We start from the raw sequence: 16599 nt of genomic DNA, 5'->3' as shown, positions 1-16599 counted from the left end.
GGGGTGCCCGAAGGCGGAGACACGGTCACCGGACCATGCTCCGGATCTGTCGGGCGGCCACCGACAGCGTCGCCAGGTCCAGCTTCGTCACCGCGTTGATCGCCGACAGGGTGGTGCCCGCACGCTCCAGCCGCGAGGAGTTGGCCTGCTCCCACTGACCGATCTTCTCCGACACGCTCTGTCCCTGGTCGCTGTTGCGCAGGACGTCGATGGTGATCTTGCGCAACGAGGTGTAGACGTCGTCGCGCAGGGCGAGTCGAGCCAGGGCGTGCCACCGGTTGCCGCGCTCGAGGTCGCTCACCGAGTTCAGGATCCGGTCGATGTCCAGATGCGCCGACACCGCGAAGTACAGCTCCGCGGCCTCCTCCGGGCTGCGTTCCCGGCTGACGCCGCCGTCCCGCTCCGCCAGCTCGGCGACCTCGGTGATGTCGAGCAGGCTGAAGGTGTGCAGGAGCGCGGCGATGCGCTCGGCCGTGTCCTCCGGTACCCCTGCGGCACCCAGCTTCGCCGTCAGCTCCGCAGCGAGGGCCCGCTCCCGACCCTGGAGGAGTTCCAGGACGCGCGGGGTGAGCGCGCGGACGACCGGCTTGAACCGGGCGATCTCGGCACCGACCGCCAACGGCTGCGGCCGGTTCGACAACAGCCAGCGCGCCGCGCGGTCCAGGAGCCGCCGGGACTGCAGGACCAGATCGTCGGCGACGTCACTGGGCACCGTCGTGTCCAGGTCGTCGACAGCCCGCCAGAGCGCGGGAAGGTCGAAGACCTCCGTCACCACGGCGAAGGCGCGCACGGCGTCCGTGGTGGTGGCGCTCATCTCCTCGGACAACCGGAAGGCGTAGGAGATGCCACCGCCGTCGACGACCTCGTTGACCAGCATCGTCGTGATGATCTCGCGGCGCAGCGGGTGCTGTGAGATGACGTCGCCGAACCGTTCCCGCAACGGCGTGGGGAAGTAGCTCGGCAGTCTGCCAGCGAAGATCTCGGCCTCCGGCAGGCTGCTCGCCAGCACGTCCTCCTTGAGAGCGAGCTTGACGTGGGCCATCAGCGTGGCCAGCTCCGGGGAGGTCAGTCCCTCGCCCGCCTTGTCCATCGCCTTGAAGCGCTGGACACCAGGCAGGACCTCCAGCTCGCGGTCCAGCCCGTGCGCGGCCTCCAGGCTGGCCACGAGCCGGGCGTGCACCGACAGCATCGGTGCCGCGTGGGACCGGGACACGCCCAGCACCGCGTTCTGTCGGTAGTTGTCGGCCAACACCAGCTCGGCGACCTCGTCGGTCATCTCCTGCAGCAGGTCGTCTCGACGATCCGGCTCCAGCGCCCCGGCGGCGACGACCCGGTCCAGCAGGACCTTGATGTTGACCTCATGGTCGGAGCAGTCCACGCCCGCCGAGTTGTCCAAGGCGTCGGTGTTGACCTTGCCGCCGGCTTTGGCGAACTCGATGCGGCCGCGCTGGGTCAGTCCGAGGTTGCCGCCCTCGCCGACGACCTTGACCCGAAGGTCTCGGCCGTCGACCCGCAGGACGTCGTTCGCCTTGTCTCCGACCTCGGCGTGCGATTCGTCGGCGGCCTTGACGTAGGTGCCGATCCCGCCGTTCCACAACAGGTCCACCGGTGCGGAGAGAATGGCCTTGACCAGTTCCGGCGACGACAGCCGGGTCACCGACTCCGGGAGTCCGAGCGCGGCACGGACCTGCGGCGCGATCGGGATGGCCTTGACGCTGCGCGGCCACACGCCGCCGCCCGCGCTGATCTTCGTGCGGTCGTAGTCGTCCCAACTCGATCGGGGAAGCGCGAAGAGCCGTCGCCGTTCGTCGAAGGAGTCGGCGCTGTCGGGATCCGGGTCCAGGAAGATGTGCCGGTGGTCGAACGCGCCGATCAGCCGGATGTGCTGGGAGAGCAGCATTCCGTTGCCGAAGACGTCACCGGACATGTCGCCGACGCCGACGACGGTGAAGTCCTCCTCCTGCGTGTTCAGCCCCAGCTCGCGGAAGTGTCGACGGACGCTCTCCCAGCCGCCCCTGGCGGTGATGCCCATCTGCTTGTGGTCATAGCCCGCGGAACCGCCGGAGGCGAAGGCGTCGCCCAGCCAGAAGCCGTAGGACGTCGCCACGTCGTTGGCGATGTCGGAGAATCGGGCGGTGCCCTTGTCCGCGGCCACCACCAGGTAGGTGTCGTCCCCGTCGTACCGGACGACCTGAGGAGCGGGCACGACCTGCCCCGCGTCGAGATTGTCGGTGAGATCCAGCAGACCGGAGATGAACATCCGATAGCAGGCCACGCCCTCGGCCGCGTGTGCCTCCCGGTCCCGAGCCACGTCGCCGGTCGGAGCGGGTGGGCGCTTCACCACGAACCCGCCCTTCGCGCCGACGGGCACGATCACGGCGTTCTTCACCGCCTGCGCCTTCACCAGTCCCAGAACCTCGGTCCGGAAGTCCTCTCGGCGATCCGACCATCGAAGTCCGCCGCGTGCGACGGCGCCGAAGCGCAGATGCACACCCTCCACGCGAGGCGAGCAGACGAAGATCTCGAAGGCGGGACGGGGCTCGGGCAGATCAGGGATCTCGCTGGGCTTGAGCTTGACGGCCAGGTACGGGTGGGGCTCACCGGCCTCGTCCCGGACGAAGTAGTTCGTGCGCAGCGTGGCACGGATCAGCGTCACGTAGGACTGCAGGATGCGGTCGACGTCGAGGCTGGTGACCTCGTCGAGCAGGGTCTCGATCTCGGTGAGCGCGGCCTCGGTGCGCAGCCGCCGGTCCTCCTCGGACAGCGCGGGGTCGAATCGCGATTCGAAGAGCCGGACCAGCGCCCTGGTGACGACCGGGTTCGCCCGCAGCGTGTCCTCGATGTAGTCCTGGCTGTAGGCGATCCGGGCCTGTCGCAGGTACTTGGCGTAGGTACGGAACAGGACGGCCTGCTGCCAGGTCAGGGCCGCGCGCAGGACGAGGGCGTTGAAGCCGTCGATCTCGCACCGGCCCTCCCATGCCGCCACGAAGGCGTCCTGGAAGCGGCTCTGGAGCTCGGCCATGTTCGGCGCTGCCTGGTCGTCCAGCAGCGCGACGTCCAAGCGAAGGCCGAAATCGTAGACCCAGCACTGGACACCATCGTGTCGGTTGACCTCGTAGGGGCGTTCGTCGACGACCTCGACGCCCATCCGCTGCAGGATCGGCAGGACCTGTGAGAGCGTGACCCGCTCACCGACCATGTACAGCTTGAATCGCCGTTCGCCCGGTTCGCCGACGGCGGGCCGGTAGAAGGAGATGTCGACGTCGCCGGGGCCGGACAGGGCGAAGAGTCTGCGCAGATCCGCGAGCCCCTCGGCGGCGGTGAAGTCCTCCTTGTACGCCTCGGAGAACGCGGAGGCGTACTGCCTGCCGCGCTCCGCCGCGGGTTCGAAGCGCAGGTCGTCGCCCTCATCGCCCTTGACGCTCCTGGGCAGATCCGAGGCGATGACCTCCTCGACCATCCGATCGCTCCAGGTGCGCACCGCCGCGGTGAGCTGGTCCTGAAGGACACCGGTGTCGACGCTCACCTCGGCGTCGGGGTCGGTGCGGACCATGAAGTGCACGCGCGCCAGCAACGACTCGCCGATGCGTGCGCTGTACTCCAGCTCGACACCGTGCAGTTCGCGGAGCAGGACCTCCTGCATCGCCAGCCGGGACGTCGTCGTGTAGCGGTCCCTCGGCAGGTAGACCAGGCAGGAGAAGAAGCGGCGGAACTCGTCACGGCGCAGGAACAGTCGCAGCCGACGGCGTTCCACCAGGGACAACACACCCGCGATCGTGTCCTGCAAAGTCTCCGGGTCCGCGGAGAACAGCTCGGCCCTCGGATAGTTCTGGAACTCCTCCAGCATCCGCTGTCCGGAGTAGGACTCCAGCGGGAAGCCCGCGCGACGGATCACCGTGCGCACCTTGCGGGCGACGACGGGAATGTCGAGGACGTCCTCGTGCAGCGCGGTGGTGGTGAAGAGACCGAGGAAGCGGTGTTCACCGTTGACCACGCCGTGCTCGTCGAAGGTCTTGACGCCGACGTAGTACGGGTGCATCGGACGGTGCACCGTCGAGGGCGCGCTGCCCTGGGTCAACACGAGAAGGCTGGGTGCCAGCGCGTGTGCCATGCCGTCCGGCGCGGCGGCGAGGTCCTTGGCGTCGAGACTGTCCTTGCGGAGCACACCGAGGCCGGAGGCCAGGACCGTCCGCAGGACAGGCTCGTCATGTCCGGGCTCGTCGGCCAGCTCGTAGTGCCGGTAGCCGAGGAAGGTGAAGTGGCCCGCCGCCAGCCAACGCAGCAGCCGGGCCCCGTCGCGCACCTCGGTCACGGGCAGCGGCAGGGTGGCCGACTCCAGCTCGGTGGCCAGAGAAAGCGCCCGTTCCGCCATCCGATCGGTGTCCTCGACGACCTCTCGAACGTCGTTGAGCACGGAGTGCAGGCTGCGTTCCAACGCCTCACGCGCCGCCTCGTCGCCGACCGGGGCGATCTCCAGGTGCATCCACGACTCGACCAACGAGTCCGAGGGCGGGTCGCTGGGATCGGCCGCGTCGAGCACCTGGAGCAGTTCGCCGGTCAGGTCGCGTCGCACCACGACGATGGGATGCACGATGCGGGCCACGGAGGCGTTCTGCCTGCTCAGGCCCGCGACGACCGATTCGACGAGGTAGGGCATGTCGTCGGTGACGATCTGGATCACGGTGACGTCGCGGGTCACGCCCGCCTTCTCGTCTTCCGGGGCGAACACACGGATGGCCGGTCTCCCCGCCACTCGGTGCTGGGCCAGCTCGACGTGCGAGGTCAGCATCGCGACGAGTTGGCCGGCATCGTGTGCGACGACCTCCTCGGCGGAGACGTATCGAAAATACAGTCGCAGCAGACTGCCGAGGGCGGGCTCGGATTCGGCCGCCCGGTCGAGCAGCTCCTCCCGAGTCCAATCGAGCGCGGCCGTCCTGTCCTGGCGGTGCGACGGTGCCGACTCGGCGTCGTTGCCGGTGGCGATCATCTCGGACTGTGCTCCTGTCGAGGTCATGGTCAAACGACTCCACATCACGGGTACCTCGGTCGTACCAAGGCCGGGGCCAACCTTAGTGCCTGACTCTGCACCCTCTCCGCAAGGAGCGGGCTGCTCACCGCCCCCGCCGAAACGGAACAAGCGGTCATGACGGTGGTCTTCGTCGACGGTGACACGGAACGCTCCCGCGCAGGGTCGCCAGCCGACGCCTGTGCACGAGATCACAGGTGAACGGACGTCGCCGTCACCTCGCGCACCGGCTCCGAGAGTGCCGCGAAAACCGCTGTGGCGGGGAAGGATTCACCCGCCGCACTCCCTCGGCGGTGTCCAGGCTTGATCGGCGTCCGAGTCGGCCGCGATGTCGGACGCGGGTCGACGGCGGGGCGGGAGCACTGCCCAGTCGCCTGTCTGCCGGTCCGAGCCTGGCTGCGATCGGACGGACGGATCCAGGTCGGCGCGGGCGGCTTCGGGCGGCAGTCGCGGGCCGTCGCCGGGTGCGACGATCCCGGCCGGGCCTTCCCCGCCGTGGTCTCCCTCGCCGCTGCGCGGCCGGGGCGGCGAGCCGCCTGCACCCGGTGCTTCCGCGAACGGCGGATGTCCCGACTCCCCGATCCTTGGTGCGGGCGGCGGCGGGACGGGCAGTTCCAGCCCCCGCAGGGTCGACTCGTAGGCCACCATCGCATCGGCCAGCAGATCGCCGATGCGCAGCTGAGAGCGCACCCGGCGGAGCCTGCCGGTACTGGTCACGTCCTCACCTGACCCCGCGCGGGCCCCGGCAGGCTGATCCTGGGCGAGCCGCCTGTCGTCCGGTGTGCCGGAGCCGCCCGGCTTCGGGGCGGCGGGGAGTTCCACGGGCGCCGGGGGTGCGACCGGCCGCGCCGTCTCGGGCGGTTCAGCCGCCGCGGCCGGGGGCGCCTTCGGCGAGTCGGCGGGCCGCGGGTCCGCGGGTCGCCGGTCTTCCTGCTGTGGAGCCGCGGGCTCCGTGTTCGCCGCCGGTGTGGTCACGGTCCGCGGATCTCCCGTAGGCGCGGCACTCGGCGGTTCGACGGGCGGCGGGAGCGACGTCGCCGGAGCGGGCGGTGAGACAGCGGCCACCGAGGAGGGCGGCGTGGGTGCCGTCTCCGCCGGAGACGGCACGGAGGAGAGGAGCGCCTGCGGAGACTCGGTAGGAGGAGTCTCGGCGGACGAGACCTCGGCACTCGCGAGGCCCGCGCCCGTCGGGTCGAGGTGCGGCGGCGCCTGCCGCGAGAACTCGGCGGCCTGCGACGGCTCCAGCGGGGTCACGGCGGGCGAGACGGCGACCTGCGGCGCCGAGGCTCCCGACGACGACGTGGCGGCCGGCGGACCACTGGGCGCAGGCTGTGGCGGCGGGGAGACGAGCCCCGGCCTGTCCGGGGGCCCGTGTCCGGCCGCCGGCGCGGTATCCGTGACCGGTTGTACGAGGGCGATGCCGAACGGCGGAGTCGACGTCTCACTCGCCTCGGCGAATCCGATCTCGTCCTCCGCGTGAATCCTCGGGATGGGGCCCGTCGGAACGTCCGACGCGTCCTCGACCGCGCGTGAGCCGCGCGCCGTACCCGATGAGAACCCGACGTCAGGCGCCCCGGTGCCGCCCGAGACCCCCGATTTCCGCGTTGCGGCGTCCGCACCTGCCGCACCGACGCCGGAGTCCGCACCGACGCCCGCCGCGGCGTCTCCCAGTGCCGCGTCGCCGAACCCGGCCGCCGAGGGCATCGAGGTCTCTCGGGCGTCGGTTCCGAGGCCCGCCGAACGGGACACGAGGTCGCTCTCCGAAGACTCGTATCCGGCGGGCGTACTCGACTCGTCGGCGGCCGCCGACGCGAAGTAAGGGAGGCCGGGACCGGTCGCCGTTCGTTCGTCGCTCGCCGAGGCCTCCGACTCCGCATCGGTGCCGCCGACCTCGGGAACAGGCATGGCCGGGCCGCCGACTGCCCAGGGCAGCGCCGCCGAGGGCGGGGGCGGCGAGGCCACGTCATTCCCGGGCTCCCAGCCGGAGGTCGATGGTGCGAAGAGCGGGCTCGGTGTGACGGCCTCCGGTCGTATCGGGGCCGGGTCGTCCGTGTGCATCGACCACTCGAACCCGGCGGAGGCCTCGCCGCCCGTCCGTTCGGAGCCGCTGTCGAACTTGAACGCCTGCCCCGACGTAGGTACGGAGACGTGCTGGTCGGAGAGGTCCGCTTCGGTGAGCACCCGACGAATGGGACTCACGGGCCCGTCGGCGGGCGGCTGCTCCGCGGCCTCGGCGACTCCCTCGCCGCCGACGACACGATCGGACTCGGTCGCAGTCTCCCGGTCCCGGTGCCGCGACCCGCCTTCGGTCGCCACGGCCGTCGCGGCGGGCCCGCCCGAGTCGGCCTGCTCCGCGCCCTCGGACGACGGTGCCGCGGCCGGCGGAGAGACAGGCGTGTCCGGCGTGGCCGTTTCCGACTCGGAGGCGGCGAACGGGTCCCCGAGACGGACGTCGGCAGGCGGATCGGTGATCGTCGACCAGGAAGCCGACTGGTCGCTCGCGGTACCGGTCGCCGCGGTCGCTGCTCGCTTCGCCGATGTTCGGGCGTGCCCGGGCCCCTGTGCCCCAGGGGGATGCTCCGGGGACACCGGTGGTTCGGAAGCCGGAGGAATGTGGGGTGCCCCGGCTGTGTCTGTGCCGGTGCCGGTGCCGTCGGCATGGTCGACGGCGGCCGCGCCTGCCGGGTCGCTGACCGGCCCGGCCGCGCCCGATGAGACGACGGAGGGCTCCGCAGCGGCCCGGTCCCCGTCCACGACGGCCGGGGACGCGGCGTCCGACGATGCGATGAACGCCGATCTCGTGTCCGACGGGTTGCTGACCGACGATGCGGCGGCTTCATCGGCGGCGACCGGATCGCCGGTGGTCCGCCCGGCGTCGGCCGGTTCCGGAGACGGTGAGAGCAGCGCACCGCCGCCGAACATGCCGAAGGGAAGCGGCGGCGACGGCTCCTCCGGCTCCTGGTCGTCTTCGGCGGCACGTTCGTAGGCGAGCAACGGGTCGGTGGTGCCGATGCCTCGGAAGAGCGCCAGCGAACTCGGCGCGAGGTCGATCTCGCCGCCCATCGCCGCGAACTCGCTCACGTCGAAGCTGGGCAGCGTGTCACCGCCCGCCGGTGGTGACGGGTCGTCGTCTCGGACGGCAGGCAGCGGCGCCGTGATCTCGCTCGCGAGCAGCACGTCCTCCGTCGAGTCCGAACCTCCCTCGGTAGCCGATGCCGCCCGCCCTGCCGCCGACGCCGTCTCCGCCGGCGCCCACGGGATCGTCGATTCCGGGGTCGGGATGCCCTGCGGTGGTGTGGTCTGGTCCGCGGGCGAGGTCGACCAGGGTGACCGCGCACCGGCCCCGGACCTCGCGTCGGCGGCCCGGGACGAGGAGGGTCCCGCCGCAGGGTCGCCTCGGGCAGGCCCGTCGGCGGCGGACTCTGCTCGCCGCGTCATCGACGATTCCGCGTCGGCCGCCGCGCCGCGCTCGGCGGCCGCTTCGACAAGCCTGCCCGCGGTCTGGGCCGCCCCGTGTCGGTCGGGGCTCCCGGCGGCCGTGGTCGCGGGAAGGGAGAAGAAGTCCGCCTGCCCGGCGGACGGCGTCCACGCAGGCACGCCACCCGTGGCGAACGTCGGGGAGCCGCCGGAGACGGAGGACGGGGATTCCACCGAGGTAGCAGGGGCCTGCGGCGCTGCCGACCCCAGGCTTCCGCCCCCGCTGAAGGGCAGGTCCGCTGGGGCGGAGTGCCGAGGACGGGTCGGCTCGGCCGGGGTGGCCTCGTGTCCTGACGGACGGGCTTCGGTCGTGGCCGTAGACGTCGCTCCGTGGCGTGGCGGACCAGGGACCGTGCTCGCCGGATCGGCCGAATCCGAGAACCGGGACGGCGAGACGTCCGGTGTCGCGGCAGGTTCGACGAACCTCCCCGGCGGTGCCGAGTCGGCGCCGGTCCGCACCGATGCCGAGTCGGCAGGACCCGAGCGGACGGAATCCGAGCCGACGGGCACCGGGTCGGCAGACACCGGGTCGACAAGCGTGGGAGCGGCGTGGGGATCGATCGACGGCTCAGTCGCGTCGTCCTCGGCCGACACCGTGACCGTCGTGGGCGGCACCGGATCGTCGACGTCCCCGACGACGGTCTTCTCGTCCTGCCGGTTCACCGCCGGTCCGCCGACCTGCCAGTTCGATGACATGGCCGGAGAGCGGCCGTCGACGGTCGCTGCCGCCGACGGGACGGCGATGTCCGAGGCGGGCGGCTGCTCGTGCTCGGCCGCCGCGTGCCGGGACGGCAGCTCGGACGCTGTCGAGCGTGCATCGACCGCCGACGACGGCGTCCAGTAAGACGGAGCCGAGCCGCCGCCGGGCGGGTCGACCACGGCCGGTGTCGTCGGATCCGTCCCCACCCGCCAGTTCGAGCCATCGAGCAGCTCGGCGGCCGATCCGTCCGACATCCGGCTGCTCTCGGCGTCGGACCCTTCGACGGCGTCTAGCCGTGTCGCGGCGGGCGGGTCGACCGCGCCGTGCCTGCCGACTGGCACCGCGCCCGCCTGCTCGGCCGGGTCGTCGGCCGCTCGGACGCTCGCCTCGGGAGGCACGGCGCCCCTCGGTGGCACGGCCACGCCGGGCGGCAGGACCGCGGGAGGCCTACCCGGCTCGCCTGCCATCGCGGAGGACCGATCGTCCGCGGACGCCCCGGTCGCCCGATGCACGTCGACCGCGCCGGAGCCGTCCACGGCGTCCGACGAGACGAAGGCGCCCGATCGGGTCGGATCGTTCGTTTCGCCGGGAACACCCAGACCGCTGGAGGCTTCCGATTCGCCGAGGTCACGGGTGCCGGTACCGACCACCGGATAGCGACTGCTCTGACGAGCCGCCGCACCGGAATGGACCGGAGCATCGGATTCGGCGAGATCACCGGAGTCGGCGGGGTCAGCCGCCGTGCCGGCGGAGCGGACCGGATCGGTGATGCGCCATGTCGTCGTCGGAGGGCTGCCCGACGTCGCGCCGCCCGTCTGCTCGCCGGGAGCGCCGGATGTCGTCGAGGCGACGGCCGGCGCACGGCTCTCCGCGGATCCGACGCCCGAGTCCGTGCGCAGCAGGTCGGTCAGAGTGGCCTTCAACGCCGCGGCATCGCCGACGCTGGAGGAGAACTCCGCAGCCAGCTGCAGTCGTGCCGCACTGACGGCGCGCTGCCGACGCTGCTCCGCGGCGTGTGCGGCTCGCAGGCACCGCAGTGCCTCCGGCAGTTCGTCGACGGCTTCGTAGAGGTACGACAAGGCCTGCAGGCTCTCGGAGAGCAGCGGGTCCAGTCCATGCCGCCGAGCACCCGCCGCCGCCTCCAACAGCAGTTCACGCGCGGTCTCGGGCTCGCCTGCGGGCAGGTGCAGTCTGGTGGCCAGCACCACCCGAAGCCAGCCGAGTGCCGAGGCGGCCGCGGCACGGACCGGTCGCGCCAGCGTCGAGCGACAGACTTCCACCGCCAGGTCGGTCCGCCCACCGTCCAACAGCAGATGAGCCCGCTCGAGCCTGAGCCGCGCGTCGGCCTGGCCGCCGTCGGTCGCCGAACTTCGGACGCCGCCGAGGAGATCGAGCCCTCGGAGCACGCACTCCTCGGCGGGCCCCGGCTCGCCACGCCTGCGGTGGAACCCCGCCCGCAACGCCTGGATCATCGCCCGTCGGGGTGCGACGTCGTCGCGAGACGACGCGGCATCCGACTCGTACAGCCGGTCGGCCGCGGACAAGGCCTGAGACCAGCCCTCGTCCCTGCTTCCGCCGGGCAGGCATTCCGCCAGCTCCAACAGCCCTGCCGCACGCACCTCCGAAGGCAGACCGGCATCCTCCAACACCGGACGCAGCAATCCGAAGGCGATCAACGGCGCACCGACTATCCGTGCGCTGTGGGCCAGCTCGACCCGCAGCGGCGCGGACAGCTCGGTGAGCCGCTCGGCCTCGATCTCCCGTAGCGCCGCGATGCCGCGCTCGACGACCACCACGCCCCGACCTAGCCGGTTGAGGGCGAACAGCGCCAACAGCTCGGCGGTGAGCCTGCTGCGGTGGTCACCCTCCTCGGTGGCGAGCCTGCGAGCCCGCTCGCCCGCGAGGAGGGTCACCTCAGGTGCGCTCCAGCGGAGTCGCCAGGCGAGCTCCAGCGCGGAGCCCACCTCGTCATTCGCCGGTGTCGCACCCCAGGCGGACGCCACCATGCTCCATTCAGTCGCGGGTCAGCTTGCGTCGGGTGACGCGGTGCGGGCGCGCCGCGTCGGGGCCGAGCCGCTCGATCTTGTTCTTCTCGTAGCCCTCGAAGTTGCCCTCGAACCAGTACCAGCTTCCCGGCTCGTCCTCGGTGCCCTCCCAGGCGAGGATGTGCGTGGCCACCCGGTCCAGGAACCAGCGATCGTGCGAGATCACGACGGCGCAGCCGGGGAACTGCTCGAGGGCGTTCTCCAGCGATCCGAGGGTCTCGACGTCGAGGTCGTTGGTCGGCTCGTCCAGCAGGATCAGGTTGCCGCCCTGCTTCAGGGTGAGAGCCAGATTCAGCCGGTTGCGCTCGCCGCCGGAGAGCACACCGGCAGGCTTCTGCTGGTCGGGACCCTTGAAGCCGAACGCGCCGATGTAGGCACGCGAGGGCATCTCGACATTGCCCACGTGCATGTAGTCGAGTCCGTCTGAGACCACCTCCCAGACGTTCTTGTCGGGGTCGATGCCGCCCCGGTTCTGGTCGACGTACGACAGCTTCACCGTCTCGCCGATCCGGACGGTGCCGCTGTCGGCCTGCTCCAGACCGACGATGGTCTTGAACAGCGTCGTCTTTCCGACCCCGTTGGGGCCGACCACGCCGACGATCCCGTTGCGAGGCAGGTCGAAGGAGAGCCCGTCGATGAGCACTCGCTCGTCGAAGCCCTTCTTCAGCTTGTCGACCTCGACGACGACGTTGCCCAGCCGCGGCCCCGGCGGGATCTGGATCTCCTCGAAATCGAGCTTCCTGGTCTTCTCGGCTTCGGCGGCCATCTCCTCGTACCGTGCCAACCGCGACCGGGACTTGGTCTGTCTCGCCTTCGCGTTGGACCGCACCCAGGCCAACTCGTCACGCAGCCGCTTCTGGAGCTTCTGGTCTCGCTTTCCCGCGACGGCGAGACGCTCCGCCTTCTGCTCCAGGTAGGTCGAGTAGTTGCCCTCGTAGACGTAGGTCCGCCCCCGGTCGAGTTCCAGGATCCACGCGGCGACGTTGTCCAGGAAGTACCGGTCGTGCGTGACGGCCAGGACGGCGCCCGCGTAGTTCGCCAGGTGCTGTTCCAACCACAGCACGCTCTCCGCGTCGAGGTGGTTGGTCGGCTCGTCCAGCAGGAGGAGGTCCGGTTGAGAGAGCAGCAGCTTGCACAGGGCGACCCGGCGACGCTCGCCACCGGAGAGGACCTTCACGTCCGCGTCCGGCGGCGGGCAGCGCAGGGCGTCCATGGCCTGCTCGAGCTGGGAGTCGAGGTCCCAGGCGTTGGCGTGGTCGAGTTCCTCCTGAAGGACGCCCATCTCCTCCATGAGCTCATCGGTGTAGTCCGTGGCGAGCTGCGCGGCGATCTCGTTGAAGCGGTCGAGCTTCTTCTTGATCGCGCCGACGCCCTCTTCGACGTTGCCCAGGACCGTCTTGTCCTCGTTGAGCGGCGGCTCCTGCTGGAGGATGCCGACCGTGTATCCCGGCGTCAGATACGCCTCGCCGTTGTTGGGCTGGTCGAGTCCCGCCATGATCTTGAGGACGCTGGACTTTCCAGCGCCGTTGGGCCCCACGACGCCGATCTTCGCGCCTGGGTAGAACTGAATGGTCGCGTCGTCGAGGATGACCTTGTCCCCGTGCGCCTTGCGGACCTTTTTCATGGTGTAGATGAACTCGGCCATGCCGGCGATCGTAGAGCGATGCCGAGAGACGAGACACCTCGGACGGCCCCTGCGCGTCTCCCGCGGTCCGACGGCCCGCCAGCCTCGCCCTCGCATGGACGGCCGAAGGGCAGAATCCGCGTTCCCACGCAGGGGTGACATCACGGCGGCGAGGTCGCCGGAAGCCGGGCTGGGAACGGGTCGGGGCCGCCCCCAGCCCGACGTATCAGGTGGCGACCGACAGTGCCCGCTCTGCTGCCGTCGCCTCGTCGTAGGCCGATGGTGAGGCCCGGGCGGTTCCCGGCCGCTCGGGAGCTGCCCGGCACCGGGTGAGGTCCGGCCCGATGGCCGAGGCCACGAGTTCCGTGCAGTGCCGGCGCTGCCCCTCCACGTCGTACTCACGGGTCTGCAGCCTCCCGTGGACGATCACCGGATCGCCCTTCTCCAGAACGGCGATCGTGTGCTCGGCGAGCGCCCGCCTGCAGCGCACCGTCACGAAGAGCCGGTCGCCGTTGACCCACTGTCCTCGGTCTCGGTCGTATCGGCGTTCGGTGCTGCTCAACCGGAAACTGGCCGCCGCCACGCCCTCGGTGTTGCGACGAAATCGCACGCCGCTGGTCAGAGTGCCCATGATCGTGATCATCGTCTCGTGCATCGGAGCGCCCTTCGGTGTATCCGGTCCCTGGTCGTCCCGCCCGTCGAGCCGGGCTGAGATCAGGATCACCGAGCGCCGCGCCGCCTGCAACGACAGGCCGCGGGCCTGTGGACAACTCGTGTCATGTGGATGACACGCCGGTGAGACACCGATATTCGGCGGGGCGGAGGAGACGTCGTGGTATCAGGGCCGCTCGGACAACTTCTTGAGCATCTCGTTGTAGGCCGCACGGTCGGCATCACCGTCGCCGTCGGCACGGCGGTCCTCCCGTCGCGCCGCCCGCCCGTCGGAGCGTGCCCACTGCACCAGCAGCGCGATCAGCACCACCACGACCGGGATCTCCCCCGCCGCCCAGGACAGTCCGCCGCCGAGCCGCTGATCCTCCAGCAGGTCGGTGGCCCAGGGCAGGGCAAGACTCCGATAGAATGTGTCGCCGATCACAGTACTGGAGCTCATCAGGGCGATGCCGAAGAAGGCGTGGAAGGGCATCGAGGCGAACAACAGCCCCAGCCTGCCCAGCGGCGGCAGGTTTCGTGGTGCCGGGTCGACCCCGATCACCAGCCAGTAGAAGAGATAGCCGGTGATCAGGAAGTGGGCGTTCATCGCCAGATGCGCCCAGTGCTCCTGAAGCGCGGCGTCGAAGAGACCGGAGAAGTACAGGATGTAGAACGATCCGACGAACAGACTGAATGCGATCGCCGGGTGCGTGATGACCGTGGTGAATCGAGAATGCAGCGCGGCGAGCAGCCATTCGCGCGGCCCGGGTGGTGCTTCCCGGCCTGCGGCGGGCAGCGCGCGCAGCGCGAGCGTGACCGGCCCGCCCAGCACGAGCAGGATCGGCACGAGCATCGCCAGCAGCATGTGGGCGCCCATGTGCACGCTGAACATGGCGGGTGCGTAGCGGCCGATTCCCGACGAGGTCGCGATCAGCAGCGTCGCACAGCCCGCCAGCCAGGCGAGCGTGCGGCCGAGCTGCCAGCTGTCGCCACGCTGGGCGAGCCTCCGGACGCCGAACAGGTAGAGCCCGGCGAGCACCACGGCGGCGGTGCCGAAGATCAGGTCGAAGCGCCAGTCGAACAGCAGCGCCGTGAGGGTGGGCGGCCCGGCCAGGTCATAGCCGAGCGCGACCTCGGTGCTGGAGGGCCCGACCGGATCGAATTCGCTGGGCGGCGGCGTCTGGCCCAGTGCCACGGACACGCCGACCGTGCCCAGCATGATGAGCACCTCGACCGAGGCGAGCCGGATCAGCGCACGGCCCGAACCCGAGGCGACGACCTCGACGACGCTGCGCCTGCGCTGGAGATGACCGAACACGCCGAGCACGATCAGCGCCGCGATCTTGATGACCAGAAGCCGACCGTAGACCGTCGTGAACAGCTCGCCGAGGCTCACTCGCACGAGTCCGTTGACCACCCCGGAGAAGGCCATGACGATCCAGCAGACGAGCGCGATCTGCGAGAAGCGCGTCGTCGCCAGGGTCAGGTGCGACCCCCGCCGGAGCCCGTGGGCGAGCAGGGCGATGAGGCCGCCGACCCACAGACACGCGGCGAAGAGGTGCATGAGCAGGCTGTTCGTCGCGACGTCGTGCGCGCCGCCGGTCGCCGAGTGCCCGGTGACGACCACCGGCAGCAGCCCGGCCAGCGCGGCCGCGAAGGCCCCGACGGCCCACCGCCAGGTCAGGATGAAGCGGCATGCGATCGCGACGAGCAGCGCGATGCCGCCGGTCAGCATCCACGCGCCGGTCTGCTCCAGCCGAGGGATGAGGGATCCGAGGATCTGCGGGTCGAGCACCTCGTCGAGGGGTCGCCCGACGGCCTCGGCGACGAAGAAGGGAACCACGAGCGCTGAGCCGGTCGCCCACACCGCCGCCGCCCAGCCCGCGGTCCGCACCGCGGCGTAGCCGTCGGCGGCCAGCATCCCCGACTCTCTCGGCGGTATGAGGAACGCCGCCGCGAGCAGCGATCCGATGCAGACCATCGCGCCGAGTTCGGCGATCACGCGCACCACCGGCAGCCCGTACTGGACGAGCGCACCGGGATCGGGCAGGCCGAGCGAGGCATAGAGGTCGTCGCTCGACAAGGCGGTCAGCAGCGCGGCGATCAGCACGGCGAACATCGCGCCGGGCAGCAGGACGCTTGTCAGCGCGGCGACCCGGCGGCGACGTGACGGCGTTGCGTCGGACTTCGACGGCTCACTGGTCGAGGATGTCTCGGGAGGCACCTCACGAGAGTAGGCACTCGACGGGCAGGCCTCGGCCCCGGCGTCGTCGATCTGAGCACGGGAGAAGAAGTACTTGGAGACCCGGCTCACCACGGACCCGCTGCCCGACGGTGTGATGTAGGCAATAAGAACGGGGTGACACCTGGACCGTCTCGACGTCGAGGCGGCCGAAGGGTGGATACTGGCGGCCAGGCCGGAACAGAGCGCCGCAGGTGGGCACCATGCGACGGGCTCCGGCACTGCTCACGTCCAGAAGGGGAAAACCGCTGTCCAGACAGCCGCACGTCCGGTGGGCTTTCCACCGTACAGCGATGCCGAATCAGTTGGATACCGGCTCGGCAACAGACGCGCGCCGACGCTGAACAAGGACTTCACGCGGGTTACCCTGGCCGCGCGTCGAGCACAGAACGCCTCCGTAGCTCAGCGGATAGAGCGAGAGACTTCTAATCTCTTGGTCGCAGGTTCGAGTCCTGCCGGGGGCACCACCGCCTAGCAGCGGAGACAACCGAATCTGATCGCCGGAGTCGATCTGTGGGTGCAACCCTGGGTGCGAATGACCCAGGGTCATGGACAGCGCACGCTCCGAAGGCCGTCAGAGAGGCCGCATCGAGACCCGTGGCGACTCCCTCCGGGGGTCGTCTACGCGGGCATAGACCCGGTACCGGACGCCGCTCATACCGCCGCGAGACCATCAAAGGCACTGACAAGGCTGCGAAGAGGCGAGCACGGAAGGCCATGACTCGGCTCATGGCCGCGGTGGACACGCAACGCTCCCCCTGCTTCTGCGGCGAGTTTCAGCCATGCCATCGACGAGTGGGGGCGGACCGCCGATCTCGAACAGAGCACGCGCGA

The 16599-nt window shown here is 70.6% G+C and carries 5 protein-coding genes and 1 tRNA gene; 1 reads left to right on the top strand and 5 read right to left on the bottom strand.

Going from position 1 to position 16599, the window contains the following annotated elements; all coding sequences use genetic code 11:
* Window positions 1-25 precede the first annotated feature (25 nt).
* The 5 genes from AHOG_RS07415 to AHOG_RS07395 all read right to left on the bottom strand — a co-directional run bounded on the left by AHOG_RS07415 (window position 26) and on the right by AHOG_RS07395 (window position 15642).
* Entirely contained in the window at window positions 26-5014 is a 4989-nt protein-coding gene (locus AHOG_RS07415) for an NAD-glutamate dehydrogenase (RefSeq protein ID WP_093940684.1), read from the bottom strand.
* Window positions 5015-5296: 282 nt separating this feature from the next.
* Complete coding sequence (locus AHOG_RS07410) at window positions 5297-11209, bottom strand: hypothetical protein (RefSeq protein WP_093940683.1); 5913 nt, start codon at window positions 11207-11209, stop codon at window positions 5297-5299.
* 7 nt (window positions 11210-11216) lie between these two features.
* The gene (ettA, locus tag AHOG_RS07405; protein ID WP_093940682.1) at window positions 11217-12893 is read right to left on the bottom strand and encodes an energy-dependent translational throttle protein EttA; all 1677 of its coding nucleotides are present in this window, start codon (window positions 12891-12893) and stop codon (window positions 11217-11219) included.
* A gap of 205 nt (window positions 12894-13098) precedes the next feature.
* Window positions 13099-13527 (bottom strand): single-stranded DNA-binding protein, encoded by a 429-nt coding sequence (gene ssb, locus AHOG_RS07400; protein WP_093940681.1) that lies wholly within the window; start codon window positions 13525-13527, stop codon window positions 13099-13101.
* Window positions 13528-13710: 183 nt separating this feature from the next.
* Window positions 13711-15642: a bifunctional copper resistance protein CopD/cytochrome c oxidase assembly protein gene (locus AHOG_RS07395; protein ID WP_093944250.1), complete on the bottom strand. Its 1932-nt coding sequence runs from the start codon at window positions 15640-15642 to the stop codon at window positions 13711-13713.
* Between the two features lie 514 nt (window positions 15643-16156).
* Here AHOG_RS07395 and AHOG_RS07390 point away from each other — a divergent pair.
* A tRNA-Arg gene (locus AHOG_RS07390) sits at window positions 16157-16232 on the top strand.
* The last annotated feature ends 367 nt before the right edge of the window (window positions 16233-16599 follow it).

The organism is Actinoalloteichus hoggarensis, assembly GCF_002234535.1.
GTDB classification, from domain to species: domain Bacteria; phylum Actinomycetota; class Actinomycetes; order Mycobacteriales; family Pseudonocardiaceae; genus Actinoalloteichus_A; species Actinoalloteichus_A hoggarensis.
The sequence above is the reverse complement of the archived record's forward strand: the minus strand, read 5'-3'. Positions and strand labels throughout refer to the sequence as shown.

Coding starts and splice junctions, on each gene's coding strand:
- AHOG_RS07415 (WP_093940684.1), bottom strand. CDS start 5,014: ATGACCTCGACAGGAGCACAGTCCGAGATGATCGCCACCGGCAACGAC.
- AHOG_RS07410 (WP_093940683.1), bottom strand. CDS start 11,209: ATGGTGGCGTCCGCCTGGGGTGCGACACCGGCGAATGACGAGGTGGGC.
- ettA (WP_093940682.1), bottom strand. CDS start 12,893: ATGGCCGAGTTCATCTACACCATGAAAAAGGTCCGCAAGGCGCACGGG.
- ssb (WP_093940681.1), bottom strand. CDS start 13,527: ATGCACGAGACGATGATCACGATCATGGGCACTCTGACCAGCGGCGTG.
- AHOG_RS07395 (WP_093944250.1), bottom strand. CDS start 15,642: ATGTTCGCCGTGCTGATCGCCGCGCTGCTGACCGCCTTGTCGAGCGAC.